A 23,397-nucleotide genomic window follows, 5' to 3' on the forward strand; every position below is an offset into this window, starting at 1 on the left:
AATTAAGCCAAAAATTGGTTGCTATTTTTATTTCAAATCTACATAAAATTAAATCTAGAAATTTTTACGAGCATTACATTTATATATTTGTTACCGGTTATGATAAAATTTAAAAAACAGTAGCTTTGTGGCAACACTGGAAAGCGCTAAATTTTCCATAAACTTTTGCATTGAAGTCTATATATCAAATTATACTGATCGTCCTTTTTTTAACTGTTAGCACTCTTAGCTTCAGTAGTCTCATGGCATTATGCCTAGTGCTTCTTTTGGCTGGTGCATGGGTGGTCGCAAAAAAAGGAAAGCTTGAAGTACCGCACTATGTTATTATTGCGGGCTGTTTATATGTACCATTTTTAATTTTGGGTTTAATTCACCAGTATCCTAATCCTACAATAGATATTAAATTTCAGTTCTACGGCCTTATTTTTTACCTGTTCTTGGTAAATGTGAAGGACTTTAAGTTACTGCGGTTACTCTTTATTTTAAATGCCGTAGTGGCTGTGGTTTATATAATGAGCTATTTAGGCTTTGTGCCCAGTCTGTGGAATATAGATACCACAGGTAAAGGTGGCCGTGTGTATGGTCCGTCTATTATACCTATAGTGCTTATTGGGTTTTACTACTTATACAACAGAATGTCTCTTGACATGCCCCTCGCTATTTCGTGGGTAATTGCCTTGGTTTACCTGTTTCTTACTTCAAACTTACAGAACCTTGTAACTGCAGGAGTCTTGCTTTTGTTGATAATAATAAATGTGAAAAAACTTTTTAACCCAGCTTTTATAGTAGGTTTTTCGCTGATGATTGTTGTGTCTGTAGCATTCTTTAATTCGAAATATGCGCCAGAGGCAATTAAGGAAAAATTGCCCTATGTTCTAAAACCTTGGGAATATGAAAGTTTGAAAATTCGTATTCAGGATTTAAACACGGCCCTTATAACAGAAAATTTTACCTGGTCTGAAAAAATAATTGGGAAAGGTTTTGGCGTAAATACAACAGTTTATCGCGAAAACAAAATAGCGCAATATTTTAGCGGGAAATTTACATTTCTGGAAATAGACAATGGATTTTACTATATCTATCACCGAGGTGGATTTCTATTGCTATTTATATTTTTATTAGCCCATGTTTATCTGGTCTATAAAATACCTTCTATGAAGGCAAAACTCGGATTTATGGCCATAGTACTAATTACAAATCTGCTATCCATTCATTATTTTACAAACGTATTCTATTTAATTGTGCCATTTTTAATTCTTGAAACCGAGATTCGCAGCAAGCAAAGGCTCCTTAAAAACCCAGGTAATGAAGAATAGTTTATACGTTGTGCCCAATCTGAAAAAGATTTCCGGTGGACCCATTACCCGTATCAATTTGTTTAAAAACACCTTTCAGAAAAATGGAGGCAAAATAATAACGGGAGGAAACAAATTGAAATCGATATTTAAAAGTCGCAATTTGTGCTATGTTGAATCTGCCACTAATAGAATAAGCTTAATCGACGTTTTGCCACTGCTGTTTATAAAATTCAGATCAAAAAAAGTAATTGTTTTTATCCGCGATATTTATATCGAACTTTTCCCTGAAGATTATAGTGGTTTGCGTAAAAAAGTTACGTTTTATTTAAACAAACTGAGCAATTTTTACCTTACTTGGGTCTCTACTTCTATGGTGTTTCCTACTACGGAAATGGGTGAAGTATTTTTCAAGAAAAATAAAATTTTTCCAACACGTCCATTTTCCGATTTGCCGCCCGGAACCTATAATATTACAGAAAATGTGCAGCCTCCGGATTTTTCTAAAAAACTGGGGCTTTTATATTTGGGAAGTATTGATTATAAAAATTCTGGGTTTGAAGCTTTTGTTACCTTTTCAAAAAAATATGCCCAACACTACAATTTCTTTGTGTTATCTGGAGCAGTCAATATTCAGGAAATGGTAGAAGGCAGTCCGATAAAAGCTACAAAGGTTCCCAGAAATGAAATTTCGCAATTTATTCAAAATAACAATATTGCTTACGCGCTGCATACGCGGCCACGAAATATGTACGACGATCTAACGTTTCCTATAAAAGTGTTCGATTTTTTAAGTTTTCAGCTGCCATTTTTTACTGAAAAACATATTCCTTTACAGAAGCTTTTAAGCAACGATTATCCTCTTTTTGCATCTTTTGAAAATATAGATGCAATACACCAACAAATTCAAAAAATAGGAGCAGCAGAATACGAAGCCTTGCTGCAATCCCTAAAAAAAATAGCCTTTAACAACACCTATGATAAACGGTATAAAAAGTTACTGGATCAATAATTCGCCACGGCGAGTTTTTTTTGAGGCCAGCACCTATCTATTTGTCGCCACTTTACCGTTGTGGGAAAATTTGAATACAATTATATTATGGTTTTTTATTGCCTCCTCCATATTTCTGCTAAAACCAAAGGAGCGATTTCAGAATCTTAAAAAAAACAAAATTGCTTTTTACTTTTTGGTGGCCCTCTTTTTATTGTTTGTAATGGGCTGGTTTTTTTCAACGAATGTAAAAGACGCACTTCGGGATATAGAGCGTAGCTTAGGCCTTGTTTTAATTCCTTTTATAATTCTGTCGCATAAACGCGAAGACTTTAATCTAAAACGAACTTATATTTTCTTTGGAATAGGCCTATTTACCGGAATGGTAATATGCTGGGCGTATATTATTGAATCCATTTTAACCAATGCCACCCCGTGGGTACAGGCAGGATATTTTTTTAAGTGGATATACAATGGGTGGAATGCCTTAATACCTTTGGAGGCGCACCCAAGCTATTTTGCAGTAATGCTGGTAATCTTTATACTGGGAATTATACGAATGCCTGAATTTATTAATTTAAGGAAAAACAAATTGAAACTCGTGCTACTATTGGCGCCGTTCTTTCTGTTTTTGATAGAAACCAGTAGCCGAATTGGAATTATTTGTTTGGTAGTAATGATTGTTATAACCATTTTTAGAAAGCTGGAAATTAAAAAGATATTCTATTTCATAGGTTTGGTAATACTTTTGGCAATTTTGTCTTTAAAGTTTGATTATTTAGGAACCAAATTCTCCGCAATTGTCGATACTCAAGGCAATGTAACCCTGGACAGATACCCAAGGTGGATTGCAATTCTCTCTGAATTCGATGACCGTGGCAACTATATTTTTGGGGTGGGCACTGGCGACTCCCAAGCGTTGTACAATTTAGCTTATAGCAAGGGCGATTTTACCATAGCTCTAAACAATAAATACAATGCCCACAACCAATATTTGGAATTTCTTGTTTCAAACGGGATTTTGGGATTGCTCATTTTTCTTATTGTTTTACTCATTTTTTATAAAAAAACTAGGCTTACAGGAGAAGCATTGAGCTTCTTTATAATTGTTGCTCTATTTTCATTTTCAGAAAGTATATTCGGAATAAGTAAAGGCGTTTTTATTTTTGCGTTTTTCTATTCCTTTTTTATTCTTTGGTATCCAAATACCAAAGAACTTAACCAAAACGAAGCAAACGAACGTCTATGTGTGGAATAATTGGTTCTATTAATAAACCGTATAATTTAGATGCGCTAAAACTAATAGCGCACCGAGGGCCCGACGCTTCAGAAATTGAAAGTTTTAAGGTTGCCCAACACGATATTAGATTGGGCCTTGTACGGCTTGCAATTGTTGAACTTTCCGATGCGGGAAGGCAACCCATGATTTCTTCCTGCGGAAAATTCGCTATTACGTTCAATGGCGAAATTTATAACCATCTGGATTTAAGGAAAAAACTAAAAGAGGTTGAGTTTAAAGGCCATTCCGATACTGAGACCATTCTTTATTACCTAAGAAAATATGGCATAGACAGCGTTAACGATTTCAATGGAATTTTTGGATTTTCATTTTTAGATATTGAAAATGAAAAATTGTATTTGGCTCGCGACCATTTCGGGGTAAAGCCAGTTTATTACTTTAAAGACGATACAAGCTTTATTTTTTCCTCTGAAATTCGCCCGGTTAAAAACTTGATGGATAACGCTGCGCCAGATTTTAATAACCTGCCAACCTTACTACGTCTTCGTTATCTGCCTTCACCATTAACCCTGCACAAGGATATTCAAAAACTAAAGCCTGGCCATTATATTGAAGTAGATTTGGCTTCGAAAACTTTGCATTTTAAGGAAAAGTATTTTGTAAAGGAATATATAACACCTCAAAAAATTACAAAACAGAATACGCTGGAAGGCTATGAAACGCACATTGAAAATGCCGTAAAAAGGCAATTAATGGCCGATGTGGAAATAGGCATTTTTTTAAGCGGAGGTGTAGATTCGGCAGTTGTTGCGGCGATAGCGCAGAAACATTCCGACAAAAAACTAAAAGCCTTTACCGTAGGTTTTGAAGGCTTGCACGAGGAAGATGAAATTGATGCCGCCGCCGAAACAGCCGAAATTTTGGGCTTGGAGCATTTTTCAACCAAAATAAATTTTGATAATTTTCTTTCCATTTTTGAAGAGACTACACGAATAATTGAAGAACCCTTGGCTACAACATCGGTTATCCCAATGTATTATCTTTCCCAATTGGCTTCAAAATATGTAAAAGTTGTGCTCACTGGGCAAGGTGCAGATGAGCCTTTGGGAGGGTACCAAAGATACCAAGGCGAAGTTATTTCTGAAAAAATTCCACGGGGGCTTATTCATTCGGCAAATAAAATCATTCCCCACATTGGCGTTAAAAATGAACGCATTTTGCGCTCCGTAAATGCACTTGGTGAAAAAGATGACGTGCAGCGATTTTTAAATGTGTATTCTATTTTCACGCAGAACGACATAAAAAAGTTACTGAACGTAAAAGAGGAAAAAGCATTTGGGTTGATTTCTTATTTCTATAATACGCTTAATTGTAGCCGAAAAAAAACCTCGGCAGAGCGGATGATGGCTATAGATGTACGCATGAATCTGCCAGACGATTTGCTTCTGTATACAGATAAAATTACGATGAATTTTTCTTTGGAATGCAGAGTGCCAATGCTGGACACCCATTTAGTAGGTTACATTGAAGCGTTGCCAGCAAAAGAAAGATTGGCCTTTAGACAGACAAAAATTATACATAAAGAATACGCGAAGAAAATGTTGCCGGAACGAATCATTAACCGCAAAAAATTCGCCTTTCAATCGCCAACTAAAATTTGGTTTAAAAATTATAACGATCAAATTTTGGAAAAGCTTTTGAACCCTGGTCCATTTACCGAAATATTTAATAGGGAAGCTATTAAGAACGTACTGGACGAGCATTTAAAAGGTTACAATAAGGAAAAGCAAATATTTCTATTGTTGAGTATTTATTATTGGCTGCAGGATAACAAATAAATTTAAGAAACTGAAGATGAAAATATTCCTAATTTCAAATATGTACCCTTCTTCAAAGGATTCTCTCTTTGGGGTATTTGTGAAGAATTTTAGGCTCGAACTTGAAAAAAAGGGAGTTGTTTTTTCAGCAGTATCCGTTATTAAGGGCAAAAAACCGAACAACCTTAGCAAGGCAGTTTCCTATCTAAAATATTATTGTTCCATTTGGTATAATTTTATCTTTAAGAAATACGATCTTTTGTACGTGCATTTTATGTCGCACAATGCGCCAGCCTTGGCTTTTTTGTTATTTCTTTTCAAAAAGAAAAAACCTTTGGTTATAAACGTACACGGAGATGATGTAACAAATTCAAAAGGCAAAAAAATTGATGTGTTGAATAAGTTCATTTTAAAAAAGGTGGATTTAGTGGTTACGCCTTCAACCTATTTTAAGGAAATGATGCTGGAGAACTATCCTTTTTTAACACAAAAACAAATTTTTGTTTCCCCTTCTGGAGGCGTGGACGCAACAAGGTTTTATCCAATGGAAAGAACCAGTAATGAAGTACCAATTCTTGGAATGATTTCCAGAATTGATGAAGGAAAAGGATGGGACGACTTTTTAAAGTCCTTAAAAGTTTTAAAGGAGAAAGGCGTAAATTTTAAGGCGATTATAGCCGGTCAAGGACTTCAGGAACCTATAATGAAAAGGATGATCAACGATTTCGGGCTCCAAAACAACGTAGATTTTCTTGGACTTATAAAGCAGGAGCAATTAGTTCATCTTTACAATAAAATGGATGTAATGGTGTTTCCTACAAAGCGAGAAGCAGAGAGTTTAGGGCTTGTTGGCCTTGAAGCAATGAGTTGTAAAACACCTGTTATTGGCGGCGATATTGCAGGGCTAAAGACGTATATTGAAAATAACTTAAACGGGATGTTATTCGAACCTGGGAATGTTTTAGAATTAACCATTTGCATCGAAAAATATCTTAACTTTTCAAAAGAAGAAAAAGAAAAAATGAGGCTAGAGGCTTATAAAACTGCTACAGCCTATGAAAGCGAATTTGTAATGCAAAACCTACTTGCTCAACTAAAAATAGTATGTACAAGAAATTAATATTGGCTTTTTACTATGGTGTAATTTACCATTTGCCGCATTCAAGATTTATTTCTTTTACGAGGCCTATTCGTTCTTGGTATGTTTCAAAAATATTGAAACTGATGCCTTATGGCGACAAAAGTTTTATAGAGAATAACGTATACCTATCTAATGGCGAAAACCTGAAAATTGGCTCCGGTTGCCAAATAAACGAAAATGTATTTATTCAAAGTGCCTTTATTGGCAACAATGTAATGATTGCGCCAAATGTTGCAATATTAAGTACTTCCCACAATCATTTAAGCACCGAAATTCCTATGGCAAATCAAGGGGAAACAGCACCCAATCCGCCAATTATTGAGGACGATGTTTGGTTGGGCAGAAATGTGGTGGTAATGCCAGGTATTAAAATAGGAACCGGTTCTATTATTGCGGCAGGTGGAGTAGTTACAAAAGATGTAGCACCATTTTCAGTGATGGGTGGGGTGCCGGCAAAACTAATACGTTCTAGAAAATGAAAAATTTGTGGCTCTTAATTTTTTCACTTTTATTAATGGCCTCCTGTGCAAAACCTAAAGTTATGTTTGTACTTGCCGGGCAAAGCAATGCCGTACATTTGGGAGATACACTTGCATATCATTATAAGAAGTTGACGGGCAGTGAAATTTATATAATACAATGCGCCAAAGCTGGGAGTGCGTTAAATGCAAAAGCCGAAACAAATAATTGGGGAAATTGGAGCCCTACCGGAACTTTATTGGATGCAAGTTTTGATGAAATAGATAAAAGACTTTCCTTCATTTATCCTCCTTACAATAAAGAAGATACTATAAAGGCAGTAATTTGGTCCCAAGGAGAAAACGATGGCGAAGCAATAGGAAAAAGTATTTTAACAGCTGAAGAATACAAGGCTGATTTAAAAAACTTAATTTCAGAATATAGAAAAAGATATGGTTCCACTTTGCCCTTTATCATAATTGAAACGGGAAGGCATGCCACTTGTAAGGAATGTGACGAGGGATATACCGTTGTTCGAAAAATTCAAGGAGAGGTTGCAACAGAAGATGAGTACACTTACATAGGTTATAATGAAACAAAGGACTTTATTGACCGCAAATGGCTAACGGACCCCGTACATTATAACCCAGAAGCCCTTAATGATATTGGGGAAAAATTAGCTAATTTTATGGTAGCGAACGGTATTCAGTAAATATTATTCATTACATTTATTTCTAATTAAATTTAACGTTATGAGAATTTCACCCTACTTTTTAATCATCTTTCTTTTTATAGGATGTACAAATAGCGATAATGTTACTGAGGAATCAGAAAGCCCATTAGTAATAACCAGTTTTTCTCCAGTTGAAGCATCCGTAGGAGATGAGATTGTTTTTCTAGGCGAAAATATTGATCCAGCAATTATATATAGAATTTCTTCAACGGAATTGAAAGTGAAACCACAAGCGTAACCGAAACCCAACTTATTACCACAATACCGCAAGGCGCCACTTCTGGCGAGGTGGTTATAGCTTATGAAGATTTCACACTAATGGTAGGTACCATCGAGATTGTTGAAATTATTGAGGAATTGGATAAACTATACGGATACCTACCAATTCAGGGGGGTGGATGTGATGTTTTGAAAATCTATAATCTAGATGTTAATACAGGAATGTTGATAGATGAAATTGGCCAGCTGCATAATCAATCTTGTTATGAATATCATTCTTCAAATTTTTATAGAGAAGCAAATATTTTCGTACACACCTTCATTATACGTTATGGTCAAGGAATGCCATATGGTAAAGGATGTAGCATTTTAAATTTAACTACTGGGGCTAGGCCAGTGGACATTAAATGACGGCGGAGATAGAGATGGCAGCATCTTAGCTGCTATTAATAATAAAATATACTACATATATCGCTATTATGATAGTATTGATGATATTTATGAAATTAGATCGGCCAATATAAATAAAACCGATGTTTCAATACATTATGAATTTCCCACAGATTTTATTTACGACATAAAACATTCTGGATTTCTTCCATCTACAAATGAACTGCTTCTCTTCACCACAAATAATACTGGGCAACCTATTTTAATGAAATTTAATGTTGACACTTCTAGTCTTAACAGTACTAACATTTCTGATACATATACGCATATATTTATAACTGCTACTGAAAGAATTTTTGGCGTTAAATCATCGGGGGGCTCCAATCACGAAATCGTTGAATTGGATAAAGCAACTGGAAATATTGTAAGTTCAATTGCTCTTGTTTCAGCAAGGGAGGTTCAAAAAATAGATTATTCTCTTTCTTCAAATAGTATCTACGCCTTAATCAAAGAAGCAAATAATGAGCAGTACCTTTATAAATTGCATCTTGATACTGGGGCGATATCAATAGTTCTTCTAGATGAACAAAATCAACATTTAGATTTTGAAGGTATCTATTTAAACAATTAGGTCTAATAAATACTATCTTTGCTCGCAAAAAAATAATTGTGAGTAATCGCCCACGTATAAATATCCTAAACACCGCCATAGACAACCTCTCCATGCAGGAAACTCTTGCCTTGGTGCAGGAAAAAATACAAACCGGCGAACAGCTACACCATGTAGTTGTAAATGCAGGAAAAGTGGTGGCTATGCAAAAAGATGCAGAACTTCGCCAAAGTGTAAATCAAAGTCATATAATAAATGCCGACGGCCAGTCTGTAGTATGGGCCTCACGGTTTTTAGGGAAACCGCTCAAGGAACGCGTCGCTGGGATAGACTTAATGGTGGGTCTTGTGGAAATGGCACATAAAAATCACAACAAAATATTCCTTTTTGGAGCAAAGGAAGAAGTGGTGAAAAACGTAGTCGATAAATACTCTGAAATCTACAGTCCCGAAATTATTGCTGGTTACCGCAACGGTTATTTCAACCCTTCTGAAGAAGAAGAAATTGCCCAACAGATTGCAGACAGTGGAACGCAGATGCTTTTTGTTGCAATCTCATCTCCCATTAAAGAAAATTTTCTCTATAAATATCGAGATATCCTTAAAAACGTAAACCTAATTATGGGCGTTGGCGGTAGTTTTGATGTAGTTGCAGGAAAAACAAAACGCGCCCCTGCTTGGATGCAAAAGGCTGGCTTGGAATGGTTCTACCGCTTCGCCCAAGAGCCAAGACGCATGTGGAAACGATACTTGGTAGGTAATTCAAAATTTATCTTTTTAGTTTTAAAAGAGAAATTTTCAAAATAGCACCCCGCACTTTTTACATTTTTTCTGAAACAGAATTTTTCTAATACAGCTATTGACAAGAGAATATCGAAGCCCAATTCATATCTAATATCTCCTATCAAATATCTAATATCTCCTCAGAGTTTTCTATCTTCCCCTAAAATTTAGAAATTAGATTACTGAACAATGAGGATACTGCTCGCTGCCATATACCCCTATGCTTTTTTATTGCTCTATCTCATTATTCCATTTGATAATTACATCAGGGCGCTTCCTAATATCCTTTTAGCAATTTTGGTAATTGCCTTTCCATTTATTGTAAAAAAGGAGGATTTCAAAAGACTAAAATCACTTCCTATTGCAGTATTCCTGTTACTTTTTGTATACCTCTGCGTTAATTCGTTTAGCAGCGGTAGGTTGCCTGAAGATTTCAACATAATCAAAAAAGTTTTAATTGCTGTTGGGCTCGCAATTCTTTACATCCCAATTGCAGATGTTAAAAAGATTAATAGTGCAGTAATATTTTCGGCGCTAGCGGCTATTATTTTCTCGGTTTATAATTTTGTGCTGATTACGGATGCAACGGGAAGTTTCGCATTAGGTGACTCCCCACAAGTTATAGAATCGTTATTGATAGATAGACTGTATTTAGGGCTTTTAAGTACCTTCAGTATTTTAATTTCCTTTCAGGGAATTCAGAAAAAATACCACCCAAATAACAATTATTATTTAGCAAATATCTTGGTCAATGCATTATTTATCATTTTGATTGCTTCTAAAATTGCCGTTATTTCTTTATTTGTGCTAATACTAGTTAGACAATTTTACGGGCAGCGGAAAAAATGGAAAATTGGAATTGCCATAGCAACAATTGCAGCTATAATAAGTTTGTTCTTTTTAATTAAGAACGAAAAGAGTATTCAATTAAGTCAAGTAGGAAACCCACGACATACGCCGGCCTTTATAGAAAAATCGCTGACCTATGATTTGCGCGCCGTGGTTTGGAATTGCGCACAAACCATTATAAATGAGGAAGGATTTATTTTAACAGGCTTTGGTTTTGATGCCACTAAAGATGAGTTGGTATCTTGTTATGAAACCCAAATTTCCGATTTAAATAAAAGGGAAAGATTTATTTCCGAACGTTATAATACCCATAATCAGTTTGTGGATTTTTATCTAAGTGCAGGTTTTATAGCGCTGTTGCTTTTCATAATATTTATTACCGTAAGTTTTATATCAACCAGAAAACAATTTTTCCCTACGGCAATGTTGGCAATATTGCTAATGTATTGTATGGTTGAAAATTTATTTCACAGACAAATTGGAGCTTACTACGTGGGGTTCATTTTAATTGTTCTAATAACAACTGCTAAAACAGCGGAAAACAACGACCTAAAAAAGATATAAAAAGAATTGCAAATTGTACTTTTGCAATCGTTAATTTAAAAAAATACCATCACAATTTTCCCTAGTATCGCTCACTGATTAAAACTGATTAAAAGCGAAGGGTAGTTGAAGGGTAAACATAATTATGAAAATTTCAGTAATAGGAACTGGCTATGTTGGCCTTGTAACGGGAACTTGTTTAGCCGAAACAGGAAACGATGTAGTTTGTGTTGATATAGATAAAGCGAAAGTGGATAAAATGCGCAATGGCGAAGTGCCCATTTATGAGCCACATTTAGATGTTCTTTTTGAAAGAAACATAAAGGCCAATCGTTTAAAATTCACAACTTCGCTCGATGAGGGATTGGAGCACGGCGAAATTATTTTTCTGGCCCTTCCAACACCTGAGGATGAAGATGGGTCTGCAGATCTTTCATATGTTTTGAATGTTTCGGAAGAAATAGGTAAAAAAATTAAAGAATACAAAGTAATCGTAGATAAAAGCACCGTGCCAGTAGGTACTGCAGAAAAAGTACGTAGCATTATTGCGAAAAATGCCTCCTGTGAATTTGATGTTGTATCCAACCCTGAGTTTCTTCGGGAAGGATTTGCAGTAGACGATTTTTTAAAGCCGGAACGCATCGTTGTCGGTTCAAGTAGTGAAACAGCAACTGCGCAAATGAAAAAGCTTTACAGCCCGTTTGTACGCTCTGGAAATCCAATAATAATTATGGATGAAAAATCTGCTGAACTCACAAAATATGCTGCAAACTCATTCTTGGCTACCAAAATCACTTTTATGAACGAAATTGCCAACTACTGCGAAAAAGTTGGTGCCGACGTAGATATGGTTCGTGCAGGAATGGGAACCGATAGCCGTATTGGAAGACGTTTTCTTTTTCCAGGAATTGGTTATGGCGGCTCTTGCTTTCCAAAAGATGTAAAAGCGCTCAAAAAGGCTGGAAAAGATGAAGATTATGATTTCAAAATTTTGAATTCGGTAATTGAAATCAATTCAGCACAAAAAACAATTTTGTTGCCCAAAATTGATACTTATTTCAACAACAATTTAAAAGGTAAAACAATCGCTATTTGGGGATTGGCCTTTAAACCCGAAACGGACGACATTCGCGAAGCCCCTTCAATAGATATGATGGAAGGATTGCTGAAAGCAGGTGCAAAACTTCAGGTTTTCGATCCTGAGGCAATGAAAAATATTGAGAAACGTTTTGGAGATAAATTAAAATATTCTGAATCTATGTACGCTGCGTTAGAAAATGCAGATGCTTTGTTAATCTGTACCGAATGGAGTATTTTCCGTACCCCAGATTACAGCAAATTGAAGGAATTATTAAAAAATCCAGTTATTTTTGACGGAAGAAATTTATACAATGTAAATGATATGGAAGCAGAAGGATTTACCTATGTTTCTGTTGGAAGAAAGGCAGTGAATTTATGAAGAAACGCGTCCTAATTACTGGTGCTGCTGGATTTTTAGGCTCGCACCTTTGCGATAAGTTTATTGCCGAAGATTTTCATGTAATAGGGATGGACAATCTCATTACTGGCGATCTTAAAAATATAGCCCATCTTTTTAAGCTGGAAGCTTTTGAATTCTATCATCACGATGTTACTAAATTTGTACACGTTCCTGAAAAAGTAGACTATATACTTCACTTTGCATCGCCAGCAAGCCCAATTGATTACTTAAAAATACCGATCCAGACCCTAAAAGTTGGGTCATTAGGTACTCACAATCTTCTTGGTTTAGCAAGAGAAAAAAATGCTCGAATCCTTATTGCTTCAACATCTGAAGTCTACGGAGATCCCCAAGTTCATCCCCAAACTGAGGAGTACTTCGGAAACGTAAACACCATTGGCCCTCGAGGAGTTTATGATGAGGCAAAGCGATTTCAGGAATCTATTACAATGGCCTATCACAGATTTCACGGTTTAGAAACACGTATTGCGCGTATTTTTAATACTTATGGACCTCGCATGCGACTAAATGACGGTCGAGTAATACCTGCCTTTATTGGGCAAGCTTTACGTGGAGAAGATTTAACAGTTTTTGGCGATGGCTCTCAAACTCGTTCATTCTGTTATGTTGATGATGAGGTTGAAGGATTATACCGATTGCTAATGAGCGATTACCCATTGCCAGTAAATATTGGCAATCCTGAAGAAATTACCATTCTTGATTTTGCGCAAGAAATAATCAAATTAACTGGCACACAGCAAAAAATTGTTTTTAAACCATTACCTCAAGACGACCCCATGCAACGCGAGCCAGATATTTCTAAAGCGAGAGAAATATTGGGTTGGGAACCTAAAGTGTCAAGGGAAGAAGGTATGAGAAAAACATTCGAGTATTTTAAAAGTCTTTCTAAGGAAGAACTAACAAAAAGCGAACACAAAGATTTTTCAAAGCATAATAAATAATTTAAATGTTTAAAAGCGGAAGATATTCAGGATTGTTAAGGCCTATTTCATATGGAATAGACTTGTTCTTTATCCATTTTTTTGCGTTTGAGTTTTTCGATCAGCCTTTTCCTTATTTTAACTATGTAATGTTTTTAACAGTTGCATGGCTATTACTATCAACGCGTTCAGGATTTTACGAAATATATCGATTTACACATCTCGCAAAAATTATTTCGCTTATTGGAAAACAAGGAATCATTTTCGTTCTGATGGTTTTTTCCTTTTTTGGTTTTTATAATGAATTGCCAACTTCGGCCTCTACAATTTTTGAATACATTCTTTTAGTACTGATATGTGTTACAATAATGAAGTTGAGCGTTTTCTTTCTTCTCAAGAAATATCGTTTGCATCTAGGTGGTAACGTTAGAAAAGTAGTAATTATAGGTCTTAATCAAAAAACCGACTTACTGCGCAAGTTCTTTCTCGACAATCCAGTCTATGGTTATAAACTTTATAAAACCTTCGATTTAAAAGGTCCTAACAAGGTTTCTATTGAAGAGTGTATGGAATATATTATGAAGGAAAATATTGATGAGGTTTACTCTTCAGTTGCAGAAATCGGCAATAAGGACCTTATAAAATTGATTGATTTTGTAGATAATAACCTCAAAATTTTAAAATTTCTTCCAGATAATAAAGAGATATATAGTAAAAAACTTGACTTTTCATATTACGGAGTGCTGCCTATTCTCTCTATGCGAAGAATACCTATAGACGAACCTTTTAACAAGTTTTTAAAACGGAGTTTTGACATTATTCTTTCCCTTTTAATTATTGTTGGAATACTGTCCTGGCTCACACCCCTGCTCGGTTTGTTAATTAAGTTAGAGTCCAAAGGCCCCGTATTTTTTAAACAAAAAAGAAACGGATTAGACTACAAGGAGTTTTATTGCTATAAATTTCGAAGTATGATCCCCAATCCAATGGCTCACTTACACCAAATTACTAAGGGCGATGAACGTGTAACAAGGGTCGGTAGAGTTATTAGAAAAACTAGTATTGACGAATTACCGCAATTTATTAACGTACTTAAAGGTGAAATGTCTGTAGTAGGGCCACGCCCGCATATGGTTAGTCATACACATATGTATGCAGAAAGAATAGATAAATTTATGGTGCGCCATTTTATTAAGCCAGGAATTACAGGCTTAGCGCAAATAAGTGGATTTCGCGGAGAGGTAGAAGATGATAATCATATTATTAACAGAGTTAAGTTCGATATTTTTTACCTTGAAAACTGGAGCCTATTCCTCGACATAAAAATCGTTTTCCAAACTATCATCAATGCAATTAGAGGGGAAGAAAGAGCGTATTAATGTAAAAGAGAACCCGCTTGTTTCAGTAATAATGCCGGTTTATAATTCTTCAAAATTTGTTGCGGAAGCTATTGAAAGTGTACTTGCACAAAGTTATAGTCACTGGGAACTTATTATAGTAGATGACGCATCTACCGATGGCACCTCAAAAATTATTGATAAGTTATCTTTCTCACACCCCCGAATCCAATTCTTAAAATTATCAACCAACCACGGTCCTGGCTATTGTAGAAATAAAGCCACAGAAATGGCTCAAGGCGATTATATAGCATTTTTAGACTCGGATGACCTTTGGGCGCCAAATAAACTTTTAGTTCAGCTAAGCTATATGCAAGACGCGAATTGCGCCGTTTCTTTTACAAGTTATCTTCACATAAATGAAACGGGAAATCTGCTCGATAGACGGGTTAAAGCAATGTCCGTGCTTACTTATAAAAAGCAACGCCGTAATAACTATATCGGTAACCTAACCGGCATGTACCATGCCTCCAGCATAGGAAAAATCATGTCGCCAGAAATACCCAAAAGACAAGATTGGGCGCTGTGGCTCGAAGCCATTAAAAGAAGTAAAAAACCAGCAAGGGGAATCATTCAAGATTTAGCATTTTATAGAATTAGAAAAGATTCGATGAGTGCAAATAAAATAAGTCTTTTAAAGCACAATTTTAATTTTTATAAAACTCATTTGGGGTATTCAATACCCAAATCCCTCTTTTTTATGAGCTTGTTTTTATGGGAATATTTTTTTATCCGCCCAAAATTTATTGAAAGTTTTGATGTTTCTACTCTTGACTCTTAATACATGTTCCCTATTTAAAAATGCTTAAAAAGAGAAAAACTAAATAAAATTGTAGAATGGTTTTATCGTTTTAAAAAAATCCAAGACGCAAGTGAAAACCTTACTTGAAGGTAATCCAAAATTCATATATTTGGTTTTGAAAGAATGATGTTTATAAATAATTACACCCTTTTATTCTTTAAATAATTGAATATGGATTGGTTAAAATTTATCGGTGGCCCTGGCCTTTTTTTAATATTGGCAGTTTTAGTAATTGCCGTAGTTATTTATCAAAAGCTGAAAAAACGCTAAATTCTTTGTATTTTTTACTTTGAAAATATATCGTCGTGAAAACACCTTCTGAAATCTTCAAAAACAATCCCGAATTGCTGGAAAATTCTTCTGTAAAAGAACTTGTTTCGGAATATGAAGGAGTCTGCGATGCACTTATAGATTTGCAGCAGGTTTCAGAAATGAACAAAGAAAAATACCTGAAAATTCTTTTACTCGAAATCCGTCAAAGTATTTCGATGGAGTTAAAACGCGATTTGGAAGCTGAACGCTTTGGTGAAAGTGAGCGTGTAAATTTTAAAGAAGCCATAGAAAATCTTCAAGATTACATAGCCGAATACTGCCGCGATCACAAGATTTACCTTTAATCTCTCATATCTAGTTAGCGCGTTTTCAGCCAACCTGTTATGCTCATGCGCTCCGAAGCTTTTACCACTTTTACTTCGTGTTCCAAAATTTGACTTTCAAAAATAACCACCCGCCCAGGGAGCGGTAAAATATCCAACGCCTCATTTTCCTTGTAAATCGTTAGCTCTCCTCCATTTTCGCGCGGCCAGTTGTCTTCGTTTAAATAGCAAACAATAGAAAGTTTGCGGCGGTCGTCGTTTTGAAATGTGTCTAAATGTCTTTTGTAAAAAGTCCCTTTTGGATAAACAGCGTAATGAAACTCTTGGCGAAGAATGCCCAAAAAGCAAGTTCTGTTGAGGTAATTAACCAATTCATTTATTTTTTTGAAGAATAACTGCTCTGCTTCATTGGCGTTTTTTTCATCCATCCATAGAATAAAATCGCCACGGATGGTTTTGTCAATTTCTTCGTTTGTGTGATTGCCAATAGCCGATTTTTTAAAGCGATCTGCTTCGTATTTTGCATGTAACGAATTGCGCAAAATAGCAACTTCTTCCGAAGAGAAAAAGTCGTTTACAATACAATATTGCTGTTGAAGCAAGTTGTCTATAATAGTTTCGAACAACGGATTTTCAACAAATTCTATTTGTTCAAAGAGTTCTTGGGTCATTTATTTTACTTTAAAAAAGCGGGCAAATATAGTGTAGAAATCGGTGATTTTATACAAGTGTAAAAAGAAGCATTTTTCTTCCGAAAAAATTTACATTTTTACAGATTTAACTACTGTTGCTTTCAGTCAAAACTACACCTTATTTTTTCGAGCGCTATGGGCTAAAGTCTGGGCGAAGAAAATTGTATCTTTGTTGCCCAATTTTACTTTATGAATAAGATACGCATCACCAAGATTTTTTCTTTTGAAACGGGACACGCACTTTACGGTTACGACGGTAAATGTAGAAATGTGCACGGCCACAGTTACAAACTTTCGGTTACCGTAATCGGCAATCCAATTGCCGTTAGCGACAATGTAAAGTTTGGGATGGTGATAGATTTTAGCGACCTTAAAAAGATAGTAAAAGAAGAAATTGTGGATGTTTTTGACCATTCAACGGTTTTCAATAAAAACACCCCACACGTAGAATTGGCGAAGGAATTAAGCGATCGCGGTCACAGTGTGCTTTTAGTAGATTATCAACCCACCAGCGAAATGATGGTAATTGATTTTTCTGAAAAAATTAAAAGCCGTTTGCCTAAAAACATTACTCTTCACTCCCTAAAACTTCAGGAAACCGACAGCAGTTATGCACAGTGGTTTGCTGGGGATAATTAAATTTACACCTTTACTCTGACCACAGTTGAAGGGTCTTTTTCACTATATTTACCCAATGCAAATTCCACAAGGCAAAAAAATTTACTTTTCTAGCGACAACCATCTTGGTGCGCCTACACAGGCCGAAAGCTTGCCACGCGAAAAGATTTTTGTGAAATGGCTCGACACCATAAAACACGATGCCGAAGTAATTTTTCTACTTGGCGACCTTTTCGATTTTTGGTTTGAATATAAAACCGTTGTGCCAAAAGGTTTTGTTCGCGTTTTAGGAAAACTCGCGGAACTTCGCGATAGCGGAATTCAAATTCACTTTTTTGTGGGAAACCACGATTTGTGGATGCACGATTATTTTGAAAAGGAACTAAACATCCCTGTTTATCACGATCCGAAAGAATTTGTTTTCAATAACAAACATTTCTTTATTGGTCACGGAGATGGAAAAGGTCCGGGAGATAAAGGCTATAAACGGATGAAGAAAGTTTTCACTAATCCATTTTCGCAGTGGCTTTTCCGCTGGTTGCATCCCGATATTGGGGTGCGCTTAGCACAACATCTTTCTGTAAAAAATAAATTGATTTCGGGAGACGAAGACAAAGAATTTTTGGGAGGAGAGAAGGAATGGTTAGCGCAGTACGCCAAACGAAAATTAGAAACTCAGCATTTTGATTATTTCATCTTCGGTCACCGCCATTTGCCTATGGAAATAAAAGTGGGTGAAAATTCAGCTTACTACAATTTAGGCGATTGGATAAATCATTATACCTACGGCGTTTTTGATGGGAAAAATTTTGAATTAAAAGAATTTAAATCACAATAAATATTTTGTTTTTGTCGTAGTAGGGTCAAGGCATGCCTTGACCCTACTACGACAAAAATGTACCAAATATTATTCCCGAATATCCTTTAACCGTAATTGCAAACTCACATTCCCTTGCCATTCGTTTTCATCGATGCAAAAGGCCGCTTTAAATGGTTTTCCGCTGCAAGCGATATCGCTTTTTTCAGCCATGCTAAAACCTATCCCAGTAAATTGATTGGAATTCCCCTGCTTCACCACAACCCGTAGATGCGTTTTATCTTCGCCCACACATTTTCCCCAACCAGTGTCCATTAAATTTTGTGTCATAAAAGTTGGCGTCATATTTCCTGGGCCGAAGGGGGCGAATTGTTTTAAAATTCTGAAGAATTTTGGAGTAATGTCTTCCAGGTTTATTTCTGTGTCTATTCTAATTTCGGGAGTAAGTAAATGAGGATCGATGGTTTCTGAAACCACGCGTTCAAATTCATTTTTAAAGTTTTCGTAATCTTTTTCGAACAACGTCAAACCCGCGGCATACATATGTCCGCCAAATTGTTCAATATGTTTGGCGCAGCTTTCCAAGGCATTATAAACATCAAACCCTTTTACGGATCGGGCGGATGCAGCAAGCTTTTCGCCACTTTTAGTGAAAACTAAAGTTGGGCGATAATAGGTTTCTGTCAAACGGGAAGCCACGATGCCAATAACCCCTTTATGCCAGTTTTCTTGATAAACCACGGTGGTCATCCGTTCTTCCTCTTTATTTGCAATTATTTGTTGAAGCGCTTCTTCGGTAATTTGTTTGTCGGCCTCGCGTCTGTCTGTATTAAAAGTTTCAATTTCCGAGGCAAAAGTTTCGGCTTTTTCAGAATCAGTTTCCGTTAATAATGTTACGGCATGATTGCCGTGTTTCATTCTTCCGGCGGCATTTATGCGTGGAGCGATGATGAAAACCACATCGGTAATTGTGAGGGTTTCCTTTTTTACTTGCTTTAAAATTGCCAAGATTCCCGTTCGCGGATTGCTGTTAATTACTTTCAATCCATAAAAAGCTAGGATTCTGTTTTCGCCGGCCATAGGAACTATATCTGCAGCAATTGCAGTTGCAACCAAATCTAAATAAAGCAGCAAATCCTCAATTTGTAAGCCTCTTTTACCAGCCAAAGCTTGGATCAATTTAAATCCAACACCACAGCCGCAAAGTTCTTTGTACGGGTATTCGCAATCTTCCCGTTTTGGATCGAGGACTGCAACGGCTTTGGGAATTTCCTTCCCCGGACGGTGGTGATCGCAGATTATAAAATCTACATTTTTTTCGGAAGCATACGATACTTTTTCAATGGCTTTTATGCCGCAATCTAAGGCAATAATAAGTGCAAAATCATTGTCCTGAGCGTAGTCAATTCCTTTATACGAAACTCCGTAACCTTCGTCATACCTGTCTGGAATGTAGGTTGAAACATTCGGATAATAACTTTTTAAATAGGAAGAAAGCAAAGCTACACTCGTGGTTCCGTCAACATCATAATCGCCGTAGATTAAGATGTTTTCTTCGTTTTCAATTGCCTTTTCAATTCGGGTGACAGCTTTATCCATGTCCTTCATTAAAAATGGATCGTGAAGATCTTCCAAACTTGGGCGGAAAAATTTTTGTGCTTCTTCAAAAGTTTCCACACCGCGCTGAATTAAAAGTGAAGCAATAATTGGTTCAACTTTTAAGGCTTTTGAAAGTGAATTCACTTTTTCGGAATCGGGTTTTGGTTTTAGGGTCCAGCGCATAAACTTCGTAAATTCCAAATTTTGGAATGGTTGTGAGTATTAAATAAAGGGAGAGCTGTAAAATTACAAAATTTCGAGAAGCGGGTGGCTATTTCTAATAATTGATAATTTACTATCTTGTACGTATAATTCTCCCCATAATCTTAAGTTTTAAAATTATGAAATCACTTTTACTTTTTTTTGCGGTATTAGCTACTACATTTGTGGGAGCCCAAGATGGTGGGATAGACACTTCTTTTGGCAACAATGGAACTGTGCAAACAGATATTGATGGCGATACAGACTTAGCTATATCAATAACCCAGCAAGCGGATGAGAAACTTTTAGTGGCGGGGCAGTTTAAAATACAGGGACAAGCTTTTCCTTCCATCGCCAGATATAATCTTAACGGTACTTTAGACACTTCTTTCGGAACTAATGGCGTATCAATTTTTAGTGGTTCAGGTTATGAGGATGAATATTATAGAAAAGTTTTAAGCCAAAGTGACGGTAAAATTGTTGCTAGCGGATTATTTTCTTCGACCGCTAATTCTGAGTTTGTAGTCAACAGGTTTTTAGCCGATGGCTCAGTAGATACTGGTTTCGGGAATAATGGTGAACTAATAGTATTTCCGGAAAACATTTATAGCGGCGAGATGGTACTTTTTAATGATGATTCGCTTCTAGCAGCGGGTAGGTTATTTGAAAATGGAATAGCTAAAATTGGTTTAAAAAAATATTTGCCCGATGGAACTTTAGACCTTTCTTTTGGAAATAATGGAGTGGTGATATCAGAAGTTGGGAATGAATCAAACAGCGCAAAGAAGGCCGTTATAACTACGGATAATAAAATAGTGGTGCTTGCAGAAAGTCAAGATAATGGCGTGTCTTCTCAAGTGTTATTGCGCTACTTGCCCAATGGTGCGCTGGATACTTCTTATGGCAGTAATGGGATAGTGAGCATAGTGAATGACCCCGATTTTTCATCAAAAAATATTGCACTTTACGATGATGGTAAAATTGCAGTTCACAGTTCCTTTTTTGATTGGCAATCGAACGTAATTACTAATCTAATTTTCAGATTCCTACCCGATGGAAGTTTTGATACATCTTTTGACAGCAATGGATATTTAAACCCGAATAGGAATAATTTAGCTATCAGTAAAATTGAAATTCAACAGAACCAACGATTATTAATTTTTGGAGAACTCACTGATTTTTTTGAGGGTGGCGGACCGTTTTTTATAAAGCGGTATTATATTGATGGTAATGTAGATACAGGTTTTAACTTCGTCATAAATTCTTCTGAGTATTTTGTAGCCGATATGTTAATTCAACAGGACGGTAAAATTACGTGTTTGGCCAATACGGCATGGTACAACGGGCAAGAAGATATAATTATGGAGCGTTACATTAATGATCCATTATCAACTCCAGAATTTGAAACTAATAAAATAGCTATTTACCCAAACCCCTCAAACGGAATTTTTACTATTGAACGTGAAATATTTTCTGAAACAACACCTTTCCAAATAACAGATATTACAGGAAAAATCATCACTTCGGGTGAATTGACTGAAAAGCAATCACAACTAAATCTTTCTGCTGTACAAAGCGGCGTTTATTTTCTGAAAACTTCAAACAGTGTGTTTCGTTTACTGAAGAATTGAGTTGAAAAGAGTTTCTTCGGAAGCATCAAAACTTGAAAATTATGAAAACACTTCTACTTTTTTTAATAGGAATAATTTCAACACTTACTTATTCGCAGGATGGCACATTGGATACATCTTTTGGGAATAATGGCTATGTTGTAACAGATTTTTTTGGAAGAGGAGACAGAGGCTCTTCAGTTGCAATTCAAGCCGATGGTAAAATTGTTGTTTATGGAATTGCAATTCATCCAAATAATTATTTTGTTTATGGTCTTGTTCGTTATACTCCGGATGGAACTTTAGATACTACTTTTGGCACAGATGGATTGGTAACTACACAAATAGGAAATAACTATCACGAGTACTTTAATTCACTACACATTCAGCCCAATCAAAAAATTATAACCTCCACCACATTTTTTGAAAACGGAGAAGTAGGTTTTCTATTAGTCCGCTATTTGCCGAATGGCGATTTGGACACTTCTTTTGGGATAGACGGAATTGTTAAAACAACTTACGCTGAAGATTATCTAAGCGCTACTGTTTTACTTCTCGACGATAAAATATTGGCTGGAGGAAGTTCTACAGATGGAGGTGACAAATCCATTTTATTAGTAAAATATTTGCCCGATGGATCACTAGACACCTCATTTGGCATTAATGGAAGTATCACACAATTTATAAATAATGACTCTTTTAAGGTTTTTGGAATTAAAGTGCAAAGCGATGGTAAAATTTTAGTCCCTTATAAAACCGAAGTGAATTTTGTAAAAAAATTCCAATTTGCCAGATTTTTACCAAATGGCGATTTGGACAATGATTTTGGTGTAGATGGCATTGTTGAAATAGAGTCGGCGAGTGAGGTATTTCATTCATCTATTACTATTCAAGACGATGGAAAAATACTAATGTCGTTGAGAACACAACCCGGAACTTCAATAAAAAGAATGCTGCCAACTGGTGAAATTGATGTTTCTTTTGGGGACAATGGTACGGTAGTTATTGACGGCGATATATTTACTGCGCTTAAAATTTTGGTCCAGCCAGATAACGCCATCATTGTTTTTGGTATCACGTTTGGCTTTGAACCCGATTTTAATCGTACCTATAGATTTAATTCTGATGGTATACTTGACACCACTTTTGGCACAAACGGCTTCACTGAAATGGGTTTCGAAGGTGCCGATATTGCTTTACAGCAGGACGGAAAACTAGTAGTGGCGGGCAACACATTTTTTTATAGCGGTAGCGAAAGTTTTGCTGTGGGAAGGCTTAACAATGGCCCTCTAAGTGTTTCTGAATTTGAAAAGGACGATTTAACTATTTACCCAAACCCCTCAAACGGTATTTTCACTGTTGAGCGCGAAATATTTTCTGATAAAACAGCATTCCAAATAACAGATATTACAGGAAAAATTATTGCTTCGGGCGAATTAACCGACAAGCAATCACAAATAAATCTTTCTTCAGCACAAAGCGGATTATATTATTTAAAAACTTCGAATAGTGTTTATAGACTGCTGAAGAATTAAAGGCTTTTTTGGAATTTGGAGATTATCTTTTGGTATTTGC

Annotated in this window: 22 protein-coding genes and 1 pseudogene; 21 read left to right on the top strand and 2 right to left on the bottom strand. The window is 36.0% G+C overall.

All coding sequences use genetic code 11. The features are described 5' to 3' along the window. Nucleotides 1-242 precede the first annotated feature (242 nt). The 17 genes and pseudogenes from AC3RVF_RS02270 (at nucleotide 243) to AC3RVF_RS02350 (ending at nucleotide 16,306) form a co-directional block, all read left to right on the top strand. Complete coding sequence (locus AC3RVF_RS02270; RefSeq protein WP_489690257.1) at nucleotides 243-1,316, top strand: hypothetical protein; 1,074 nt, start codon at nucleotides 243-245, stop codon at nucleotides 1,314-1,316. After that, complete coding sequence (locus AC3RVF_RS02275; protein ID WP_489690256.1) at nucleotides 1,306-2,307, top strand: hypothetical protein; 1,002 nt, start codon at nucleotides 1,306-1,308, stop codon at nucleotides 2,305-2,307. Before AC3RVF_RS02270 ends, AC3RVF_RS02275 begins: the two co-directional genes overlap by 11 nt. A 70-nt stretch (nucleotides 2,308-2,377) precedes the next feature. Further along, the gene (locus AC3RVF_RS02280) at nucleotides 2,378-3,544 is read left to right on the top strand and encodes an O-antigen ligase family protein (RefSeq protein WP_489690255.1); all 1,167 of its coding nucleotides are present in this window, start codon (nucleotides 2,378-2,380) and stop codon (nucleotides 3,542-3,544) included. After that, complete coding sequence (gene asnB / locus AC3RVF_RS02285) at nucleotides 3,532-5,364, top strand: asparagine synthase (glutamine-hydrolyzing) (protein ID WP_489692643.1); 1,833 nt, start codon at nucleotides 3,532-3,534, stop codon at nucleotides 5,362-5,364. Before AC3RVF_RS02280 ends, asnB begins: the two co-directional genes overlap by 13 nt. A gap of 16 nt (nucleotides 5,365-5,380) precedes the next feature. Continuing rightward, nucleotides 5,381-6,463 carry a glycosyltransferase family 4 protein gene (locus tag AC3RVF_RS02290; RefSeq protein WP_489690253.1) on the top strand — a complete coding sequence of 361 codons (1,083 nt, stop codon included), beginning with the start codon at nucleotides 5,381-5,383 and terminating at the stop codon, nucleotides 6,461-6,463. A gap of 338 nt (nucleotides 6,464-6,801) precedes the next feature. Then, a pseudogene (locus AC3RVF_RS02295) lies at nucleotides 6,802-6,957 on the top strand (DapH/DapD/GlmU-related protein); the annotation flags it as partial. 68 nt (nucleotides 6,958-7,025) lie between these two features. Next, nucleotides 7,026-7,655, top strand: coding sequence for a sialate O-acetylesterase (locus tag AC3RVF_RS02300; protein WP_489690252.1), 630 nt, complete (start codon nucleotides 7,026-7,028; stop codon nucleotides 7,653-7,655). A gap of 40 nt (nucleotides 7,656-7,695) precedes the next feature. Continuing rightward, the gene (locus AC3RVF_RS02305; protein WP_489690251.1) at nucleotides 7,696-7,914 is read left to right on the top strand and encodes a hypothetical protein; all 219 of its coding nucleotides are present in this window, start codon (nucleotides 7,696-7,698) and stop codon (nucleotides 7,912-7,914) included. Nucleotides 7,915-7,994: 80 nt separating this feature from the next. Next, the gene (locus AC3RVF_RS02310; protein ID WP_489692644.1) at nucleotides 7,995-8,306 is read left to right on the top strand and encodes a hypothetical protein; all 312 of its coding nucleotides are present in this window, start codon (nucleotides 7,995-7,997) and stop codon (nucleotides 8,304-8,306) included. A 244-nt stretch (nucleotides 8,307-8,550) separates the two neighbouring features. Then, nucleotides 8,551-8,916 (top strand): hypothetical protein, encoded by a 366-nt coding sequence (locus AC3RVF_RS02315; RefSeq protein ID WP_489692645.1) that lies wholly within the window; start codon nucleotides 8,551-8,553, stop codon nucleotides 8,914-8,916. A 38-nt stretch (nucleotides 8,917-8,954) separates the two neighbouring features. After that, the gene (locus AC3RVF_RS02320; protein WP_489690248.1) at nucleotides 8,955-9,701 is read left to right on the top strand and encodes a WecB/TagA/CpsF family glycosyltransferase; all 747 of its coding nucleotides are present in this window, start codon (nucleotides 8,955-8,957) and stop codon (nucleotides 9,699-9,701) included. 165 nt (nucleotides 9,702-9,866) lie between these two features. Next, nucleotides 9,867-11,090, top strand: a complete 1,224-nt coding sequence (locus AC3RVF_RS02325; protein WP_489690247.1) for an O-antigen ligase family protein — start codon at nucleotides 9,867-9,869, stop codon at nucleotides 11,088-11,090. Between the two features lie 124 nt (nucleotides 11,091-11,214). Then, entirely contained in the window at nucleotides 11,215-12,528 is a 1,314-nt protein-coding gene (locus tag AC3RVF_RS02330; RefSeq protein WP_489692646.1) for a UDP-glucose dehydrogenase family protein, read from the top strand. After that, nucleotides 12,525-13,511 carry a UDP-glucuronic acid decarboxylase family protein gene (locus AC3RVF_RS02335; protein ID WP_489690245.1) on the top strand — a complete coding sequence of 329 codons (987 nt, stop codon included), beginning with the start codon at nucleotides 12,525-12,527 and terminating at the stop codon, nucleotides 13,509-13,511. The genes AC3RVF_RS02330 and AC3RVF_RS02335 overlap by 4 nt, the downstream gene beginning before the upstream one ends. 5 nt (nucleotides 13,512-13,516) lie before the next feature. Next, a complete protein-coding gene (locus AC3RVF_RS02340; RefSeq protein ID WP_489690244.1) occupies nucleotides 13,517-14,869 on the top strand; it encodes an exopolysaccharide biosynthesis polyprenyl glycosylphosphotransferase in 1,353 nt (450 codons plus the stop codon). Continuing rightward, nucleotides 14,838-15,668: a glycosyltransferase family 2 protein gene (locus AC3RVF_RS02345; protein WP_489692647.1), complete on the top strand. Its 831-nt coding sequence runs from the start codon at nucleotides 14,838-14,840 to the stop codon at nucleotides 15,666-15,668. The genes AC3RVF_RS02340 and AC3RVF_RS02345 overlap by 32 nt, the downstream gene beginning before the upstream one ends. A 326-nt stretch (nucleotides 15,669-15,994) precedes the next feature. After that, the gene (locus AC3RVF_RS02350; protein WP_489690242.1) at nucleotides 15,995-16,306 is read left to right on the top strand and encodes a hypothetical protein; all 312 of its coding nucleotides are present in this window, start codon (nucleotides 15,995-15,997) and stop codon (nucleotides 16,304-16,306) included. Between the two features lie 14 nt (nucleotides 16,307-16,320). Here AC3RVF_RS02350 and AC3RVF_RS02355 read toward each other — a convergent pair whose 3' ends face one another. Then, nucleotides 16,321-16,956, bottom strand: coding sequence for a 2OG-Fe(II) oxygenase (locus AC3RVF_RS02355; protein WP_489690241.1), 636 nt, complete (start codon nucleotides 16,954-16,956; stop codon nucleotides 16,321-16,323). 210 nt (nucleotides 16,957-17,166) lie between these two features. On the opposite strand from AC3RVF_RS02355, the gene AC3RVF_RS02360 reads away from it, so the two are divergent. After that, complete coding sequence (locus tag AC3RVF_RS02360; protein ID WP_489692648.1) at nucleotides 17,167-17,616, top strand: 6-pyruvoyl trahydropterin synthase family protein; 450 nt, start codon at nucleotides 17,167-17,169, stop codon at nucleotides 17,614-17,616. 55 nt (nucleotides 17,617-17,671) lie between these two features. Continuing rightward, nucleotides 17,672-18,433 carry a UDP-2,3-diacylglucosamine diphosphatase gene (locus tag AC3RVF_RS02365; RefSeq protein ID WP_489690238.1) on the top strand — a complete coding sequence of 254 codons (762 nt, stop codon included), beginning with the start codon at nucleotides 17,672-17,674 and terminating at the stop codon, nucleotides 18,431-18,433. A 69-nt stretch (nucleotides 18,434-18,502) separates the two neighbouring features. Here the strand turns inward: AC3RVF_RS02365 and recJ are convergent, their stop codons facing one another. Beyond that, nucleotides 18,503-20,194 (bottom strand): single-stranded-DNA-specific exonuclease RecJ, encoded by a 1,692-nt coding sequence (gene recJ, locus AC3RVF_RS02370; protein ID WP_489690237.1) that lies wholly within the window; start codon nucleotides 20,192-20,194, stop codon nucleotides 18,503-18,505. 158 nt (nucleotides 20,195-20,352) lie between these two features. Between recJ and AC3RVF_RS02375 the strand changes: the two genes are divergently transcribed. Further along, nucleotides 20,353-21,843 (top strand): T9SS type A sorting domain-containing protein, encoded by a 1,491-nt coding sequence (locus AC3RVF_RS02375; RefSeq protein WP_489690236.1) that lies wholly within the window; start codon nucleotides 20,353-20,355, stop codon nucleotides 21,841-21,843. A gap of 41 nt (nucleotides 21,844-21,884) precedes the next feature. Then, complete coding sequence (locus AC3RVF_RS02380) at nucleotides 21,885-23,357, top strand: T9SS type A sorting domain-containing protein (protein ID WP_489690235.1); 1,473 nt, start codon at nucleotides 21,885-21,887, stop codon at nucleotides 23,355-23,357. The last annotated feature ends 40 nt before the right edge of the window (nucleotides 23,358-23,397 follow it).

It is taken from the genome of Aequorivita sp. IT1183 (genome assembly GCF_058068265.1).